The organism is Deinococcus sp. NW-56 (assembly GCF_002953415.1).
Taxonomy (GTDB): Bacteria; Deinococcota; Deinococci; order Deinococcales; family Deinococcaceae; genus Deinococcus.
The window spans coordinates 285,870-300,207 of sequence record NZ_CP026516.1; the positions used below are offsets into that span (position 1 = coordinate 285,870).

At 71.4% G+C, this 14,338-nt stretch carries 15 protein-coding genes; 6 read left to right on the top strand and 9 right to left on the bottom strand.

What is annotated here, in order from left to right:
• Both C3K08_RS01520 and C3K08_RS01525 read left to right on the top strand, forming a co-directional pair.
• Window positions 1-354: a hypothetical protein gene (locus C3K08_RS01520; protein WP_104989735.1), complete on the top strand. Its 354-nt coding sequence runs from the start codon at window positions 1-3 to the stop codon at window positions 352-354.
• A 394-nt stretch (window positions 355-748) separates the two neighbouring features.
• Complete coding sequence (locus tag C3K08_RS01525; protein ID WP_104989736.1) at window positions 749-1,399, top strand: NTP transferase domain-containing protein; 651 nt, start codon at window positions 749-751, stop codon at window positions 1,397-1,399.
• Here the strand turns inward: C3K08_RS01525 and C3K08_RS01530 are convergent.
• From C3K08_RS01530 to C3K08_RS01540, 3 genes are read right to left on the bottom strand one after another with little or no spacing between them, the layout of a single operon-like run.
• Entirely contained in the window at window positions 1,371-2,102 is a 732-nt protein-coding gene (locus C3K08_RS01530; RefSeq protein ID WP_104989737.1) for a CHAD domain-containing protein, read from the bottom strand. The two genes, C3K08_RS01525 and C3K08_RS01530, sit on opposite strands and share 29 nt — an antisense overlap.
• Before the next feature lie 37 nt (window positions 2,103-2,139).
• On the bottom strand, window positions 2,140-2,973 hold the full coding sequence (locus C3K08_RS01535) for a metallophosphoesterase (protein WP_104991854.1): 834 nt from the start codon (window positions 2,971-2,973) through the stop codon (window positions 2,140-2,142).
• A 1-nt stretch (window position 2,974) separates the two neighbouring features.
• Window positions 2,975-3,250, bottom strand: coding sequence for a hypothetical protein (locus C3K08_RS01540; protein ID WP_104989738.1), 276 nt, complete (start codon window positions 3,248-3,250; stop codon window positions 2,975-2,977).
• Window positions 3,251-3,446: 196 nt separating this feature from the next.
• On the opposite strand from C3K08_RS01540, the gene C3K08_RS01545 reads away from it, so the two are divergent.
• Window positions 3,447-4,337: a metallophosphoesterase gene (locus C3K08_RS01545; RefSeq protein ID WP_104989739.1), complete on the top strand. Its 891-nt coding sequence runs from the start codon at window positions 3,447-3,449 to the stop codon at window positions 4,335-4,337.
• Between the two features lie 4 nt (window positions 4,338-4,341).
• Here the strand turns inward: C3K08_RS01545 and C3K08_RS01550 are convergent, their stop codons facing one another.
• From C3K08_RS01550 to C3K08_RS01560, 3 genes are all read right to left on the bottom strand, one after another.
• On the bottom strand, window positions 4,342-4,782 hold the full coding sequence (locus tag C3K08_RS01550) for a hypothetical protein (protein WP_104989740.1): 441 nt from the start codon (window positions 4,780-4,782) through the stop codon (window positions 4,342-4,344).
• Window positions 4,783-4,807: 25 nt separating this feature from the next.
• A complete protein-coding gene (gene glyA / locus C3K08_RS01555; RefSeq protein ID WP_234009115.1) occupies window positions 4,808-6,061 on the bottom strand; it encodes a serine hydroxymethyltransferase in 1,254 nt (417 codons plus the stop codon).
• Window positions 6,062-6,133: 72 nt separating this feature from the next.
• A complete protein-coding gene (locus C3K08_RS01560) occupies window positions 6,134-7,465 on the bottom strand; it encodes a lamin tail domain-containing protein (protein ID WP_234009116.1) in 1,332 nt (443 codons plus the stop codon).
• Window positions 7,466-7,683: 218 nt separating this feature from the next.
• On the opposite strand from C3K08_RS01560, the gene pheS reads away from it, so the two are divergent.
• Both pheS and C3K08_RS01570 read left to right on the top strand, forming a co-directional pair.
• On the top strand, window positions 7,684-8,703 hold the full coding sequence (gene pheS, locus C3K08_RS01565) for a phenylalanine--tRNA ligase subunit alpha (protein ID WP_104989742.1): 1,020 nt from the start codon (window positions 7,684-7,686) through the stop codon (window positions 8,701-8,703).
• Complete coding sequence (locus tag C3K08_RS01570) at window positions 8,700-9,104, top strand: NUDIX domain-containing protein (RefSeq protein WP_104989743.1); 405 nt, start codon at window positions 8,700-8,702, stop codon at window positions 9,102-9,104. Before pheS ends, C3K08_RS01570 begins: the two co-directional genes overlap by 4 nt.
• Before the next feature lie 56 nt (window positions 9,105-9,160).
• Here the strand turns inward: C3K08_RS01570 and C3K08_RS01575 are convergent, their stop codons facing one another.
• Window positions 9,161-9,460: an endonuclease domain-containing protein gene (locus C3K08_RS01575; RefSeq protein WP_104989744.1), complete on the bottom strand. Its 300-nt coding sequence runs from the start codon at window positions 9,458-9,460 to the stop codon at window positions 9,161-9,163.
• Between the two features lie 167 nt (window positions 9,461-9,627).
• On the opposite strand from C3K08_RS01575, the gene C3K08_RS01580 reads away from it, so the two are divergent.
• Window positions 9,628-12,087, top strand: coding sequence for a phenylalanine--tRNA ligase subunit beta (locus C3K08_RS01580; protein WP_104989745.1), 2,460 nt, complete (start codon window positions 9,628-9,630; stop codon window positions 12,085-12,087).
• Window positions 12,088-12,134: 47 nt separating this feature from the next.
• Here C3K08_RS01580 and C3K08_RS01585 read toward each other — a convergent pair whose 3' ends face one another.
• Together C3K08_RS01585 and C3K08_RS01590 are read right to left on the bottom strand one after the other, a co-directional pair.
• A complete protein-coding gene (locus tag C3K08_RS01585; protein ID WP_104989746.1) occupies window positions 12,135-13,349 on the bottom strand; it encodes an NADH:flavin oxidoreductase/NADH oxidase family protein in 1,215 nt (404 codons plus the stop codon).
• Window positions 13,346-14,329, bottom strand: a complete 984-nt coding sequence (locus tag C3K08_RS01590) for an NUDIX domain-containing protein (RefSeq protein WP_104989747.1) — start codon at window positions 14,327-14,329, stop codon at window positions 13,346-13,348. The genes C3K08_RS01585 and C3K08_RS01590 overlap by 4 nt, the downstream gene beginning before the upstream one ends.
• Window positions 14,330-14,338: the final 9 nt, after the last annotated feature.

The window sequence follows — 14,338 nt, forward strand, 5'->3', positions numbered from 1 at the left end:
ATGCGAAAGGCGGGGTGGCTGGTTGGCGGACTGGTGTTCGCGCTGTGGGGGCTGACCGGACGGGACGTGCCGCTGGCGGCGGACCTGCGCCCGGCCGAGGGGCAGGCGCGGGCGGCGGCGGTAGAGGACGTGGGGCCGGTGGCCGGGGTCAGGCTGGTGCGCGTGGCGCGGCGGGGGGACGACGCCCTGTTCGCGTACCGGATGTGGACGCTGGAGGGGCCGCAGGAGCGCTTCACGCTGGGGACCGTGCGGGAGGGGGGGTTGCAGGTGCAGTTCGGTGGAACGTGGGCGGGGCTGGCGGAGGAGGAGCCGGAGATGTGGCGGGTGGTTCAGGAGGTGGTAGGAGGGGTGTAGGGGCCAGGTGCCTTGATTCGGTTTTCCCCCACCCCCAGCCCCTCCCCCCAGAGGGGGCAGGGGAGCAGCGCTGCGCTGGGCAAAGGTCGTCCCCCCATGTTCCGGCCTTGCTTGCCCCGTCCCCGTGTCCCCCTCCACGCCATCCTTTGCCTAACTGGCGGCCTCGGCGCTGACGCGCCGAACGGCTCGTCTGCCTGGAACTTGAGCCCGCGAGGTGGGGACGTTGAGGACGGCGGACACAGGGAAAAGACGGCTTTTGCCAGAGCAGAGCGGTGTCCACTCCTCCCCCCTTGTGGGGGAGGGCCTTGCGCAGCAAGGGGAGGGGGGTGGCCAGCGCAGCTTGCCCTCCTGCCACACCCCAGCGCTCCCACTCCCCACCGACTACACTCCCCCCATGCCCCCCACTCCCTCCGCGCCGCCCGTCTGGGGCGTTCTCCTCGCCGCCGGACGGGGGAGCCGGATGGGGCGGCCCAAACCGCTGGTGCCCCTGGGTGGGCGTCCCTTGATCGCGCACGCGGCGGCAGCGCTCGCGGCGGGAGGCTATGACGGCTTGCTCGCGGTGGTGCCCCCAGGCGGGGTGGGGGAGGGGGTGCGGGCGGCGCTGGCGGAGTGGCCCTTCGCGGTCGTGGTCAATCCACAGCCGGAGCGGGGGCTGTCGTCCTCCTTCCGGGTGGCGCTGGGGGCGCTCCCGCCGGGGGTGGGGGCGGCAGCCTTCGCGTTGGCGGATATGCCGCTGGTGACGGCAGACACGCACCGGGCGCTCGTCTCGGCGTTTCGGGCGACCGGAGCGCCCCTCGTGCTCACCCGCTATGGGGAGGGTTCGGAGGCCGTCCACGCCCCACCCCACCTCCTGGGCGCCGACCTCTGGCCGGGGGTCCTCGCCCTCCCCGACGCCGACCACGGCCCCCGCGCGGTGCTACGGGCACACGGGGCACACGCGGTGTATGTGGACGTGCCCGCCGATCAACTTCTCGACGTGGACACACCGGAGGCCCTGGCCCAGGCCGAGGCCCGGTTCAGTCCTCCCCCGCGTCCCCCACGCTGAGCAAACGGGCCAGCTCCGGAAACAGCTCGCGCACCCGCTCCTGGGCTTTGTTACGGGCCACTTCCTCCCGCGCGATCAACCGGGCACGTTCGTAGCGAAGCAGGTCAGGGTCGCCGTGCAGCAACTCCAGCACGACCTCGGCGTCCTGAAAGCGGCCCAGGGCTTCGAGGGTGTCGGTCAGGACCGGGGGCACCTCGCCCAGCAGCGCGAGGGTGTAGCGGTAGCGCTTGAGGCGTTTGCGCCAGTCGTGCCACTGCTCGGCGTCGTGGGTGGCGAGCACCGCTTCCCCGGCGGCCAGCAGCCGCTTGCCGTCCTTGCGGATCAGGCGGCGGGCGCGGTCTTTCCAGCCGCGTTTCAGCTTGAAGGCAGGAGGTGGGTCCGGCCACTCGGTCGCCGCCAGCCGCGCGGCGCGGCGTTCGGCCCAGGTGCGGTCGAAGTAGGCGAGGGTGTCGCCCGGCACGTCCAGTTCGGTCAGCGCCTGACGCAGATGGTCCCCGGCCACGTCGTGGTCGCGCAGTGGAGCGGCGGCGCGGCGCAGGTCGCGCCAGGCCCGCTCGGTCTTCCCCCCGGCGTCGGCCACGCGCAGTTCGGCCTGGGCGCGGCGGGTGAGCTTGCGGGCGCGGTGGACGGCCTCGGGGTCCCCGGCCGTCAGGGCGTCCCACAGCGGGCGCAGCCGTCCGGCGGCCTCGCTGCGGCGGCTCACCGGGTCCCCCAGGGGGCGGGCAAACGCAGGCGTCGGTTCATGGGTGACCTCCAGTCCGGGCGGCGAGCCTCACGGGGAGCGCCTCCCCGAAGGTGGGATAGCGGCGGGCGGCGGCGGGGTCGCCCCGGCCTTCCAGCACGGTGACGGGGGGCGGGGCCGCCACGTCCTCCGGCCCCCGCACGGTCAGCAGCGCGACCCGGCCCGTCTCGTAGGCGCCCAGGTCGAGGTAGACGTGCCGCGCCAGCCGGGTGGGCGCCCGCACCGGGGTGTGCCCGTGGACGCTGTAGGTGACTCCCGGCGGCAGCGGAAACGGCCCCTCGAAGGGCCGCAGCCACAGCGCCGCCGACTCGGGGCTGGGGTACTGGCGGTGGGGGACGGGCGGGCTGGCGTGGGCGACGAGCACGCTGGGTTCGGTGGGGACCGCGCGGTGGACCTCCCCGTCCCCGGTCACGTACACCACCCGCGTCAGGGCGTCGAGGTACTCGGCCAGCCCGGTCGGAAAGGTCTCCAGCGTCAGCGCCCCCACCTCGCGGCGCACGCTCTCGCCGCCGTTGCCCATCCACCAGCGAAAGCCCTCCAGCGCCCGGCGGTAGTCGGCGGGGTCCTGCGAGGTCAAGTAGGCGCGGTACCACTGCAAGCCCTCCTGCGCCATGCGCTCGTGGTTGCCCATCAGGAGGGTGGCCCGCCCCGCCCGCGCGAGGTCCAGCAGAGCTTCGGCGCACCCCAGGCTCTCCGGCCCCCGGTCAATCGCGTCCCCCAGGCTCAGGAAATGGACCTGTGGCCCCCACTTGCGCTCCGCGTACTCCAGCGCCCCCTCCAGCAGGTCCAGCCGCCCGTGCAGGTCGGGCAGGATGACGACGGGGCGGGTCATCTCAGCGGTCCCCCGGCTCGTCGGCTCCCGGCTCATCCGCGAAGTCGAGGAGGGTCTGCTTGGAGCGTTCGCGCAACTCACGTGCTCCGGTGGGGTCAGGGGTAAAGGTGAGGTGCCCGGCCTCCCCGCCCACCCGGTACGCCGCGCCGTCGGCCACGCGGGGCAGCCACTCGGCGGGAAGGGCGTAGGTGCGGCCCCGGCTGTCTTCCACCTCGGCGAGGCCCGCGTCCTCGTCGAGCACGTCCACCACCAGCAGGTCGGCCCAGGGTCCAGTCATGGGGCGAGTGTAGAGCAGTTCTCAGGGATTCCGCCGTCGGGAAAAACACTCCCCAAGACTTCATTCGCCGCCTTGCTGCTCGGCCGTCTCTGGCTGCTTGGCCCCGCAGACGGCGCGTTGCAGGCAAAGCGGTCCTGGTGTCCTCTCCATCTTTTGACGGGTGCCCCTCTCACCCCCCGCCGGTAGCCTGAAGCCCATGAAGGCCCCTGACTCGCCCCCCGACCCCGGCCGCCGCCGCTTCCTGCGCGGGCTGTTGGGGGGCACGCTGGCGCTGGGGACCCTGGGGGGCGTGGGCGTGGCGCAGGCCTACGACTTCGGCACTGTGCGAGAGGAAGGCGCGTTGCCGGGGTTGGCCTCGCCGCTGCGGGTGGCCTTTCTGACCGACCTGCACTACGGCCTCTACATCTTCGAGCGGCAGATTCGCGCCTGGGTGGACACGGCGAACGCGGCCCGGCCCGACCTCGTGCTGCTGGGAGGGGACTTCTTGGACGTGCGCTCGGACGTCGACCCCGCCCCGTTGCTGGCCGAACTCGCGCGGCTGCGGGCGCCGCTGGGCGCCCACGCGGTGTGGGGCAACCACGACTACGGCTCCTTCGGGGCCTACGACCGGGGGGTGCTGGGACAGGGCATCCCAGGCTGGGCCGATCGCCGCGAGCAGGTGGCGGCGGCGTTTGCGGCGGCAGGCATCACGGTCCTGCGAAACGAAGGACGGGCCGTGCGCGATGACCTCTGGATCGGCGGCGTGGACGACCTGTGGCGCGGCGAGCCGGACGTGGCGGCGGCCCTGGCCGGAGCGGGGGAGGGGCAGGCCAGCGTGCTCCTCAGCCACAACCCCGACCTGCTGCCCGACCTGCCCCAGCGCGTCGGCCTGGTCCTGTCGGGCCACACCCACGGCGGCCAGATTCGGCTGCCGGTGGTGGGCGCTCCGGTCGTCCCCAGCCGTTACGGTCAGCGGTATGCGATGGGCTGGGTGCAGGGTGCCCACGGCACGCCGGGCTACGTCAGCCGGGGCCTGGGGGTCAGCGGGCTGCCGCTGCGGAACCTCTGCCCGCCGGAAGTCACGCTGCTCACGCTGCGGCCCGAATAAAGGATCACTCCCGGCCCCAGCCCACGACCAGCCTGACGTTCAGCTCCTCCAGCACCGTGTAGGGCGAGGTCCACGAGACGTGCGAGAGCAGGAAGTCCAGCACGGTGAATCCCAGTTCTGGCACGAACAGCACCCACAGCCCGACCGCCAGCGGCCGCAACGGCAGGGTTCGCAGCCGGGGCCACTGCCACCGCGCCAGGGCGGCCAGGACCAGGAAATAGACAGCCCAGTCCAGCAGCAGCGGCCCCAGGAACCAGTGCCACGCCGCGCTGCTGTAGGGATAGTCCATCTGGTGGGCCAGCGGAAACCCGTACTGGGTGAACACCACCTCCGGGCCGTCGTACCCACCCACAAAGACCCGGCGCTCCCAGGCTACTGTCACACCGTGCAACAGCAGCCACGAGAGCGGCAGCAGAACCGTCCAGCCCAGCCGTGCGAACGTCAAGGCATGGCCCCTGACGGCTGTCCGCTCAGGGCAGCGGGAAGCCCCCCATCCAGCCGTGAACCTCCGCCTTCACGTCCTCGCCCTTCAGCGCCCGGTCGATCAGGTCAGCGACCCTGGGCATGTCGGCTTCGGTCATGCCGCGCGTGGTCACCGCAGGCGTGCCGATGCGGATGCCGCCGCCATGCAGGATCTTTTCGGTGTCGTAGGGCAGGGTGGACTTGGAGATGGTGATGTGGTTGGCGTCGAGCCGCTTAGTCGCCTTGGTGCCGTTCAGCCCCTGGGGCCGCAGGTCCAGCAGGAAGAGGTGGTTGTCGGTGCCGCCCGACACGACCCGGTAGCCCCTGTCCACGAAGGCCTGCGCCAGCGCCTGCGCGTTCTTGATGACCTGCGCGGCGTATTCGCGGAACTCGGGCTGCAGCGCCTCGCCGAACGCGACCGCCTTGGCCGCGATCACGTGCTCCAGCGGGCCACCCTGGTAGCCGGGAAAGACGGCCCGGTCGATCTTGGCGCCCAGTTCCGGGTCGTTCGACAGGATGATCCCGCCACGCGGTCCCCGCAGCGTCTTGTGGGTCGTGGAGGCCACCACATGCGCGTGTGGCAGCGGATTGGGGTGCAGCCCCGCCGCGACCAGCCCGGCGATGTGCGCGATGTCCGCGAACAGGATCGCCCCCACCTCGTCGGCCACCGCACGGAAGGCCGCGAAGTCGATGGTGCGGCTGTAGGCGCTGGCCCCCGCGATGATCATCTTGGGCCGGTGCTCGTGGGCGAGGCGGCGCACTTCCTCCATGTCGATGCGCTCGGTCTCGGGGTTCACCTTGTAGCCGACGATCTGGTAGCGCAGCCCCGAGAAGTTCACCGGGTTGCCGTGCGTGAGGTGCCCCCCGTGCGAGAGGTCCATCCCCAGCACCACGTCGCCAGGCTGAATCAGCGCGTTGTACACCGCGAGGTTGGCGCTGCTGCCCGAGTGCGGCTGCACGTTGGCCCACGCCGCGCCGAACAACTCCTTCACCCGCTCGATGGCGAGCAGTTCGACCTGGTCCACGACCTCGCAGCCGCCGTACCAGCGCTTGCCGGGATAGCCTTCGGCGTACTTGTTCGTCAGGACGCTGCCCTGGGCGGCCCGCACCGCCGCCGAGGTGAAGTTCTCGGAGGCGATGAGTTCCAGCCCGTGCCGCTGGCGCTCGGCCTCCTGGTTGATCAGGTCGAAGAGGGCCGGGTCGTGCGCGGCCACGTCGGCGGCGGCCCCCGGCGTGGGGGCGGCGGTTTCGGCGGTGGTCATGCGGGTACGGTAACACCCCCTCCCCTGAGGAACGCGGGCGGTGTCTGTGCAGGGCAGACACGGGTCGGGGTCTTACAGGTCGCCCGCCAGCCAGCGCACCACGTTCTTTCCCAGCGCCGCGTTGCTGAGATTCGGCCAGTTGTTGTAGCTGCCCGTGCTGCCGTCCGAGTAGGTGTTGTCTCCGAAGGTGCTGCTGTCGCCCCACATCGCCACCCGGCCCGCACCCACCGTGTTCACCGCGAGGTAGGTCTTGCCGCCCGTGCCCATCAGCGCGGTGCCCCGCAGCACGTCCACGCTGGTGCCCACGTACACGCCTGCGCTGCCCACGCCGTTCAGGATGGGGTGGGTGGTCAGCGGGGTCGCGGTGTACACCGGGTCGCTGAAGCTGGAGTTGAAGGAGGCCCCCAGCCCGAACAGGCCGTCGCTGTCCAGGCTGGCCTGGTACGCGGCGCTCACGCTGCTCGGCGTGCTGCCGTCCCAGCCGTTGAAGACCTCGGGGCTGTCCCAGCCGTTGTTGTTGCGGTCGCTGACCCGGTGATCGGTGATCAGGAAGACCCCGCCCCCGTTCTGCACGAAAGTCTGGATGGCCGCCCGCTCCGCATCGCTGAAGGGCGCTTGCGGCTCGGGAATGACCAGCACGGACGCCCCCGAGAGCGTGGTCGAGGTGATCGCCGTGCCCGTCACGCTGCTCACCGCATACCCCAGCCCCCGCAGCGCCGCCGCGTAGTCGCTGTAGGCGCCGTCGATGCGCCAGTCGGCGTTTCCGGCGTCTTCCGCCTTCGTCAGGTCGAACAGCACCTTCTTGCCGGTCGTCCCGCCGCCGCTGCCTCCACCGTTCCCCGCGCCGGGGGTAGAGACCTGCACCCGGAAATCCACGCTGTTGGCATTCGTGTCCGAGCCGTCGGGCACCCGTGCCAGGGCGCTGCCCGCCCCGGTCGTGGGTGCGGGGCTGCCCTCGCCCCGGCCCGAGGTCGGCGTGCCGTAGGCCACCGCGTCAATTACGGTCCCCGACTTCAGCAGTCGCAGGCTGCCGCTGCCATTGTTCAGGTCCGCGCCCACGTTCACGACCGAGCGGTTCGGCACGGTGCTGTCCTGCGCGACCACGAAGTAGCCGCTCGCCGGGATGGTCCCCGACAGCGTGATGGTGCGGTACGCGGTGCCCGCCCTATCAAAAGCCGTCAGCGTGTAGCCGCTCAGGCTCTTGCCTGCCGGACCCTTCAGCTCGATGAAGGTGCCCGCGTCGGTACCGGGGGCGTCGTAGTACAGCTCGTTGAGGACGGGCTCGCCCGCCGCTGCTTGTGGCGTGAGGGCCGAGGCCGGGGCGGAAGTGTTCTGTACAGAGCCGCAGGCAAAGAGGCCGAGCGAGAGACTGAGGAGGGCCGCCAGGGAAAGCCGGGAAGTCACGGCGCCCACCATGCCGCGCGAGGTGTGATGGGGCCGGGAGGCGGGCCGCCGCCTTGACCCCCCACCCCCCGCCCGCTACCCTGACCCCATGACGCCCCGCGCCGGTACACCTTCGCCGTTTACCGCTCGCGGGGCCGCGTTCGTCTGAAGCCAGACTGAGTGCGCCGTCCCGCCCCGTTTTTACGGCGGCGGGTTTTTTCTTGCCCACAGGAGACCCCATGAGAGAAGAAGCCTTACAAGCCATTCAAGACGCCCCCGACCTCCCCGCCCTGCAAGCGGTCAAGACCCGCTATGTGGGCAAGAACGGCCTGATCACCAAGGAACTCGGCAGCCTGGGCAAGCTGCCCCCGGAGGAGCGCAAGGCCCGCGGCGCCGAGATCAACGCCCTGCGCCAGTCCATCGAGGCGTCTCTCACGGAGCGGGAAGCCGTGCTCAAGCGCGAGGCGCTGGACGCCCGCCTCGCCTCCGAAGCCATCGACGTGACCCTGCCCGGCCTTCCCCTCCCGGCGGGCGGGCTGCACCCCATCAACCGCGTCTTCGAGGACCTGACGGCCATCTACGAGCGGATGGGGTATGCCGTGATCGAGGGGCCGGAGGTCGAAGACGAGCATCACAACTTCGAGGCGCTCAACGTGCCGTGGTACCACCCCGCCCGCGACCTTCAGGACACCTTCTGGCTGGAGGACGGACGGTTGCTGCGCACCCACACCTCGCCCATGCAGGTGCGCTACATGGTCGAGCACGAGCCGCCCCTGAGGATCGTCGTGCGCGGCAAGGTCTACCGCTACGAGGCCACCGACGCCACCCACGAGGCGATGTTTCACCAGCTCGAGGGCCTCGTCGTGGGCGACGGCATCTCGATGGCCGACCTCAAGGGCACGATTGCCGAGATGGCGCGGGGCCTGTACGGGCCGGGCGCGAAGGTGCGCTTTCAGCCCTCCTATTACCCCTTCGTGGAGCCGGGCGCCGACTTCGCCGTGTGGTGGGAGAACCCGCGCGGCGAGAGCAAGTGGCTGGAGCTCGGCGGCTGCGGCATGGTCCACCCCAGCGTCTTCAAGGCGGTGGACGACCTGCGCGAGGCGGCGGGCAAGGAGCGCGTGTACGAGGGCAAGACCGGTTTCGCCTTTGGGCTGGGGCCGGAGCGCATCGCCATGCTGAAGTACGGGATTCCCGATATCCGCTACTTCTACGCGAATGACCCGCGCGTGCTGGGGCAGTTCCGGGGGGAGCTGGGGTGAGAGCCAGAGCCGTCGGCATCCTCTTCAACCCCCACGGCGAAGTCCTCCTGATGCGCCGCCGCAAGGCAGGCCGCGTCTACGCCACCCTTCCCGGTGGCGGCATTGAGGGGGGCGAGACGCCCGCCGAAGCCTGCGCCCGCGAGATGCTGGAGGAAGTCAACCTCGTCGTGGAACCCCTGCGCGAAGTCCTGACGTTAGAAAACCTCGGCAACCGCGAGCACTACTTCCTGACCCGCCTCCTGTCCGGCGAGATGCGCCTGGGGGACGGTCCCGAAGGCGTGCGCCACAGCGACGAGAACTGGTATTCGCCCGAATGGGTGGGGCTGGAGCGGCTGGACGAGGTGAATCTGGTACCGGAGGGTGTTCGGGGGCTGGTGCGGGAGATGGGGGAGAAGAGGTGAGTGGGGGCGCCCGGCTGATTCACCCCCTCCCAGCCTCCCCCCTCAAGGGGGAGGAGTTAAAGACTCTTCCTCGCTTCCAAGACCTGCTGGATTCGTTCCAGCACGCCCGCCAGATTCGTTCTGACCTCGTTATTCCAGAAGCGCAGCGTTTCGAAACCGTGTGCCGCCATGTCTGCGTCTCGTTCCCGGTCGGTCTCGCTGTTCAGGTGTTGGCTGCCGTCCAGTTCAAGGACGAGGCGGCGCTCGTAGCACACGAAATCGGCCACATAGCGCCCCATCGGTTCCTGCCGCCGAAAGCTGACGCCCAGCGCCTTGCCGCGCAGGTGCCGCCACAGCAGCGCTTCTTCGGGCGTCATGCGCCGCCTCAGCGTCCGCGCCACTTCGGTAGACGGACTCGTCCTTTCTCCCCTGTGCGCCACACCGCAGGCTAACGCCCTCACATCTTTTCTCCCTCCCCCTTCAGGGGGGAGGGCCGGGGAGGGGGTGCCTACGCCCAAGCTTCCCCCTCCCCCCGAGGTCCCCCATGAAACTGCCCTACTCCTGGCTCAAGGAACTTGTCCCCGCCCTCCCGCCCGTCTCCGACCTCGAACCCCTCCTCGCCTCGCTGGGCCTGCCGCTGGAGGGGGTGGAGGAGGTGCCTGCCCCAGCCGAGGGGGTCGTGCTCGCCACCGTCACGCAGGCTGAGCCTCTGCCGGGCACCGCGCTGACCCGACTCGCGCTCGACGTGGGGCCGCACGGGGCGCGGGAAATCGCTTCGGGGGCGCCCAACGCGGTGGGTCTTCCCGCCGGAACGATGGTCGCCCTGGTGACCCCCGGCACCCGCCTGGGCGACGTGGAGTACGGCGTGCGCCCGATGCAGGGCGTGGAGTCGTGGGGCATGGCCGCGAGCGCGAAGGAACTTGGGGTCGGGGAGAGCAGCGCCGGACTGCTGCTGTTCCCGGCTGGCACGGCCGCCCCCGGCACGCCCCTGCATGAACTGTGGGCCGCCGACCAAGTGCTCGACGTGGAGGTCACTCCCAACCGCGCCGACGTATTGAGTGCCCTGGGGCTCGCCCGCGACCTCGCCGCGTACCTGGGGACCGAGCTGGTGGAGCCGGAGGCCGGACCCGCCCCCAGCGGGGAGGGCGAGATTCGCGTCGTCCTCCCCCCGCGTGGGGTGACGCTGGAGCGCGACCCGTCGGGCAAGATTCGGTTCGGCTGCGACCACTTCGCGGCCCGGACGGTGAACGGCGTGCAGAACGGCCCCGCGCCCCTGTGGATGCAGCGCCGCCTGACGCTCGCGGGGATGCGCTCCATCGACCTGATCGTGGACACCAGCAACTACGTGATGCTGGAACTCGGCCAGCCCACCGCCCTCTACGACCGCCGCGACGTGCAGGGCGGCCAGATCATCGTCTCCTTCGGGCTGCGGCAGGGCGAGACCGTGCGCGACCTGCTGGGGGGCGAGCACACCGTCGGCCCCGAAGACCTCCTGATCCGCGACGGGCGCGAGGTGGGCATTCCCAGCGTGGCGGAGGCCTTTGCCACGGCGGGCCAGCCGAAAGCGGGTCAGGGCGTCCTGGGCATCGCGGGCATCATGGGCGGCGACCACGGGCACGTGCGGGCGGACACGGCGGACGTGGTCATCGAGTCCGCGCACTTTGACCCCGTGCTGCTGCGCCGCACGAGCACCCGCCTGGGCCTCAAGACCGACGCCGTCTACCGCTACGAGCGCGGGGTAGACCCCCTGCTCGCGCCCCGCGCCGCCGACCGGGTGGCGGGATTGCTCGCGGCGTGCGGGGGCGGTCAGGTCCACCCCGGCGCGACCGTGGTGGGGGAACCCGAACTCCCGGCCCCCATTGAGGCGACGGGCGAGCAGATTCGCGCCCTGCTGGGCATGGACATCCCGACCGGGGAGATGGAGGCCATCCTGACCCGCCTGGGCTGCCGCGTTACGCGCGACGGCGACCGTCTGACCGTTACCCCTCCCTCGTGGCGGGTGGACATGGCCCTGTGGCAGGACCTCGCGGAGGAGGTGGCGCGGCTGCACGGCTACGCGGGGCTGCCCGAGACGCTCCCCACCCTGCGCGTCCACGAGAGCAACCTCGGGGCGGGCGACGAGAGTGCGGGCCGGACAGAGTTGCGTCGTACCCTCGCTGGGCTGGGCTTTCAGGAGGTCGTGACCTACACCTTCACCAGCGACGAGGAGGCCGGGAAGGCCCGCAGCGAGCGCCCCGGCGTGCGGCTGCGTAACCCCCTGACCGCCGACCGCACCGGGATGCGGACCGCCCTCTACCCCAGCCTGCTGCGGGCGGCGGGGATGCACCCCAAGGGCGAGCGCGTGCTCCTGTTCGAGATCGGGCGCGTCTTCCCGGCGTCGGGCGAGACGGAGCGCCTGGGCCTGCTGATGCGCGGCCCGCTCGCCCCGGCGACCCACCAGCCCGGCGTGGCGGGGTCGTTCGCGGCGTTCAAGGGGCTGGTGGAAGCCTTCGCCGCCGGACAGGGTGCAGCGCTGGAGGTGCGGCAGGTGCGCGGCGAGGCGGTGCCGTCCGCCCTGCACCCCGGTATCGCGGGTGAAGTCGTGTGGAACGGCCAAAGCGTGGGCTGGCTGGGCGCCCTACATCCGGAAGTCGCGCAGGAGTTCGGGCTGAAGGGAGACACCTTCGTGCTGGAGGTGGCCCTGCCGCTGCCGGGCCGGGCCTGGGGTTTCCGCGATCCCAGCCGCGCCCCCGCCGCGTGGCGCGACCTCGCCGTGATCGCCCCGCGCGAGGTGAGCTACGGCGAGGTGGCGGCCCTGCTGCGCGGAGAGGCGGGCGAGTTGCTGGAGAGCGTGCAGCCCTTCGACGTGTACGAGGGCGAGCAGGTGGGCGAGGGCAACCGCAGCGTGGCCGTGCGCCTCGTCTTCCGGGGCGAGCGGACCCTCACCGACGCCGAGGTGGACCCCGTGATGGACCGCCTGATGGACGCGGTGCGGGCGCAGGGCTGGAGCATCCGCGAGAAGTAAGCCGGGACTATAAGGGGGCTGGGGCGAGAGGCTCCAGCCCCTCCTCTTTACGCCCGCCGCCGCCGGAACACCGCGCCCGCCCCCATCTCCGCCGTCATTCGGACCAGGGCGAGCAGCGGGGCCTCCTCCGCGTTCACTTCCTCCCCACGGGCCAGCCGCCGCATCGCGTCTTCGTACCAGGCGATTTCCATATAGCCGCTGTGGTCCAGCGGGCGAATGCCCGTCTTCAGAGGCCGGACTCCGCTGCTCGCATCCTCGCCGCGCAGTACCCGTGCGCTGAAGGTATGGTCGAGCACCAGCGGGCGGCCCAGGCCCACCATGTCGGCGGCCCCGTCCTCCAGCGCCTGCCGGATGGTGGCGGCGTCGCGGAAGCCCCCGGTCACGCAGACCGGCACGCCCGCCACCGCCCGCGCCCGGCGCGAGAAGTCGGCGAAGAAGCCGCCGCGCTCGCCCCGGCCGAGCATCATCATCGGTTTCTCGTAGGTGCCGCCCGACAGCTCGATCAGGTCGCAGCCCCGCGCCCCCAGCGCCCGCACCACCGCCAGGCTCTCCTCCTCCGAGAAACCGCCCCGCACGAAGTCGGAGGAATTGAGCTTGACGCCCACCGGAAAGCGCGGCCCCACCGCCTCTCTGACCGCGTCGTAGGTCTCCAGCAGGAAGCGCATCCGGTTCTCCAGGCTCCCGCCGTATTCGTCGGTGCGGACGTTGTGCCGGGGCGAGAGGAACTGCGAGAACAGGTAGCCGTGCGCCGCGTGAAGCTGCACGCCGCCGAAGCCCGCCCGCTGTGCGAGCAGTGCGGAGCGGGCAAAACGGGCCGTCAGTCCGTGAATCTCGGGGACGGTCAGCTCGCGCGGTGTGGCGAAGGCGCGGGCCATTCCGCCCTCAAAGGGCAGGGCGCTGGGGGCCACCGTGCCGCCCGCGTTCAGGCCTCGCGGGGCCTGCTTGCCGGGGTGGTTGAGCTGCATCCACAGCGCGGCCCCGTCCCGCGACCCCTGCACCGCCCAGCGGTGAAAGTCGGCGAGGTGCCGCTCGTCTTCCAGCACCACGTTGCCGGGTTCCCCCAGGGCGCGGGCGTCCACCATCACGTTTCCGGTGAGCAGCAGGCCGGTGCCGCCCCGCGCCCACCGCGCGTACAGGGCGGGCAGTTCGGGCCGGGGCGCGTGGTCGCGGGTGCCCAGCGCCTCGCTCATGGCGCCTTTGAGCAGCCGGTTATTCACCGTCACGCCGCAGGGCAGGGTCAGGGGATCGGTCACCGCAGTCATGGCACGAGGCTAGCGCGGCCCCGCCACGTCTCCACCGCCCGCCGGGTGTAGAGGCCCAGCAGGTCGGCCCCGTCCACCTCGCCAGCCGCCCACCACCGTGCCCCCGTGATCTCGCCTTCCGGCAGGGTGAGTTTCCCCGTGACGCCCTGTGCCCGGTACAGTACGCCCACGCTGTCCCAGGGGCCGGAGGCGTCCTCGTAGCGGAACTCCGGCCCTTGCAGGAGCGCGGTGGGCGTCAGCCGCTCGGCCCACAGGCCCGTTTCCTCATGCAGTTCCCGGCGGGCACAGGCCTCGAAGCTCTCGCCAGGGTGCAGTTTGCCGCCCGGCAGCACCCACTGCCCGGTGCGGGCGTGCCGGAGTAGGAGGAGGCGTCCCTGATTGTCATCGACCAGCACGCTCGCGCCGGGGGCGAAGAGGGGGCGGGGGCCGACCGCCGCCCGCAACCGCGCCAGGTGGTCGTCGTGGGATGGGGTTGCCGGAAAGGGGAGAAGCGGCAGAGCAGGCAGGCCCGCCCGGAGACGCAAAACATTCATATTGACGCGGTTGATGTTGCTGCTCAGCGGCGGCAGGTCATTCAGTCCGAACCAGCGCAGTTCCAGCGTCTCGCCGCTGTCGTCCGGTGCGGCGTGCGCGAGGGCCGCCGCAGGCAGGCTGCCGTGCGTCCGCATTCCGACCAGATAAATCTCGTGGCCGTTGGGGTAACGGTGATAGAACTCCGGGCCGCTCACCAGCCCTTCTGCCAGCGGCAGGGGCGCGAGGTCCGGGCAACTCAGCCCCGTTTCCTCCAGCAGCTCCCGGTGCGCGGCCTCCAGAAAGCTCTCGCCGGGTTCCAGTCCGCCGCCGACCACGCCCCACAGCCCGTCGTCTCCCCGGCGTTGCAGCAGGATGCGGCCCGTTTCGTCCTGAATCAGCACGCTCACGCCGACCGAGATCAGCGGCGCACTTCCCCACACGGCGCGCAATTCTCCCAGGTAGGACATGCCCCGCAC

What these genes read in the sequence shown, in the direction of transcription:
- C3K08_RS01580 (WP_104989745.1), top strand. Translation starts at nt 9,628, where the DNA reads ATGAAACTGCCCTACTCCTGGCTCAAGGAACTTGTCCCCGCCCTCCCG.
- pheS (WP_104989742.1), top strand. Translation starts at nt 7,684, where the DNA reads ATGAGAGAAGAAGCCTTACAAGCCATTCAAGACGCCCCCGACCTCCCC.
- C3K08_RS01575 (WP_104989744.1), bottom strand. Translation starts at nt 9,460, where the DNA reads ATGACGCCCGAAGAAGCGCTGCTGTGGCGGCACCTGCGCGGCAAGGCG.
- C3K08_RS01590 (WP_104989747.1), bottom strand. Translation starts at nt 14,329, where the DNA reads ATGTCCTACCTGGGAGAATTGCGCGCCGTGTGGGGAAGTGCGCCGCTG.
- C3K08_RS01520 (WP_104989735.1), top strand. Translation starts at nt 1, where the DNA reads ATGCGAAAGGCGGGGTGGCTGGTTGGCGGACTGGTGTTCGCGCTGTGG.
- C3K08_RS01585 (WP_104989746.1), bottom strand. Translation starts at nt 13,349, where the DNA reads ATGACTGCGGTGACCGATCCCCTGACCCTGCCCTGCGGCGTGACGGTG.
- glyA (WP_234009115.1), bottom strand. Translation starts at nt 6,061, where the DNA reads ATGACCACCGCCGAAACCGCCGCCCCCACGCCGGGGGCCGCCGCCGAC.
- C3K08_RS01535 (WP_104991854.1), bottom strand. Translation starts at nt 2,973, where the DNA reads ATGACCCGCCCCGTCGTCATCCTGCCCGACCTGCACGGGCGGCTGGAC.
- C3K08_RS01545 (WP_104989739.1), top strand. Translation starts at nt 3,447, where the DNA reads ATGAAGGCCCCTGACTCGCCCCCCGACCCCGGCCGCCGCCGCTTCCTG.
- C3K08_RS01540 (WP_104989738.1), bottom strand. Translation starts at nt 3,250, where the DNA reads ATGACTGGACCCTGGGCCGACCTGCTGGTGGTGGACGTGCTCGACGAG.
- C3K08_RS01525 (WP_104989736.1), top strand. Translation starts at nt 749, where the DNA reads ATGCCCCCCACTCCCTCCGCGCCGCCCGTCTGGGGCGTTCTCCTCGCC.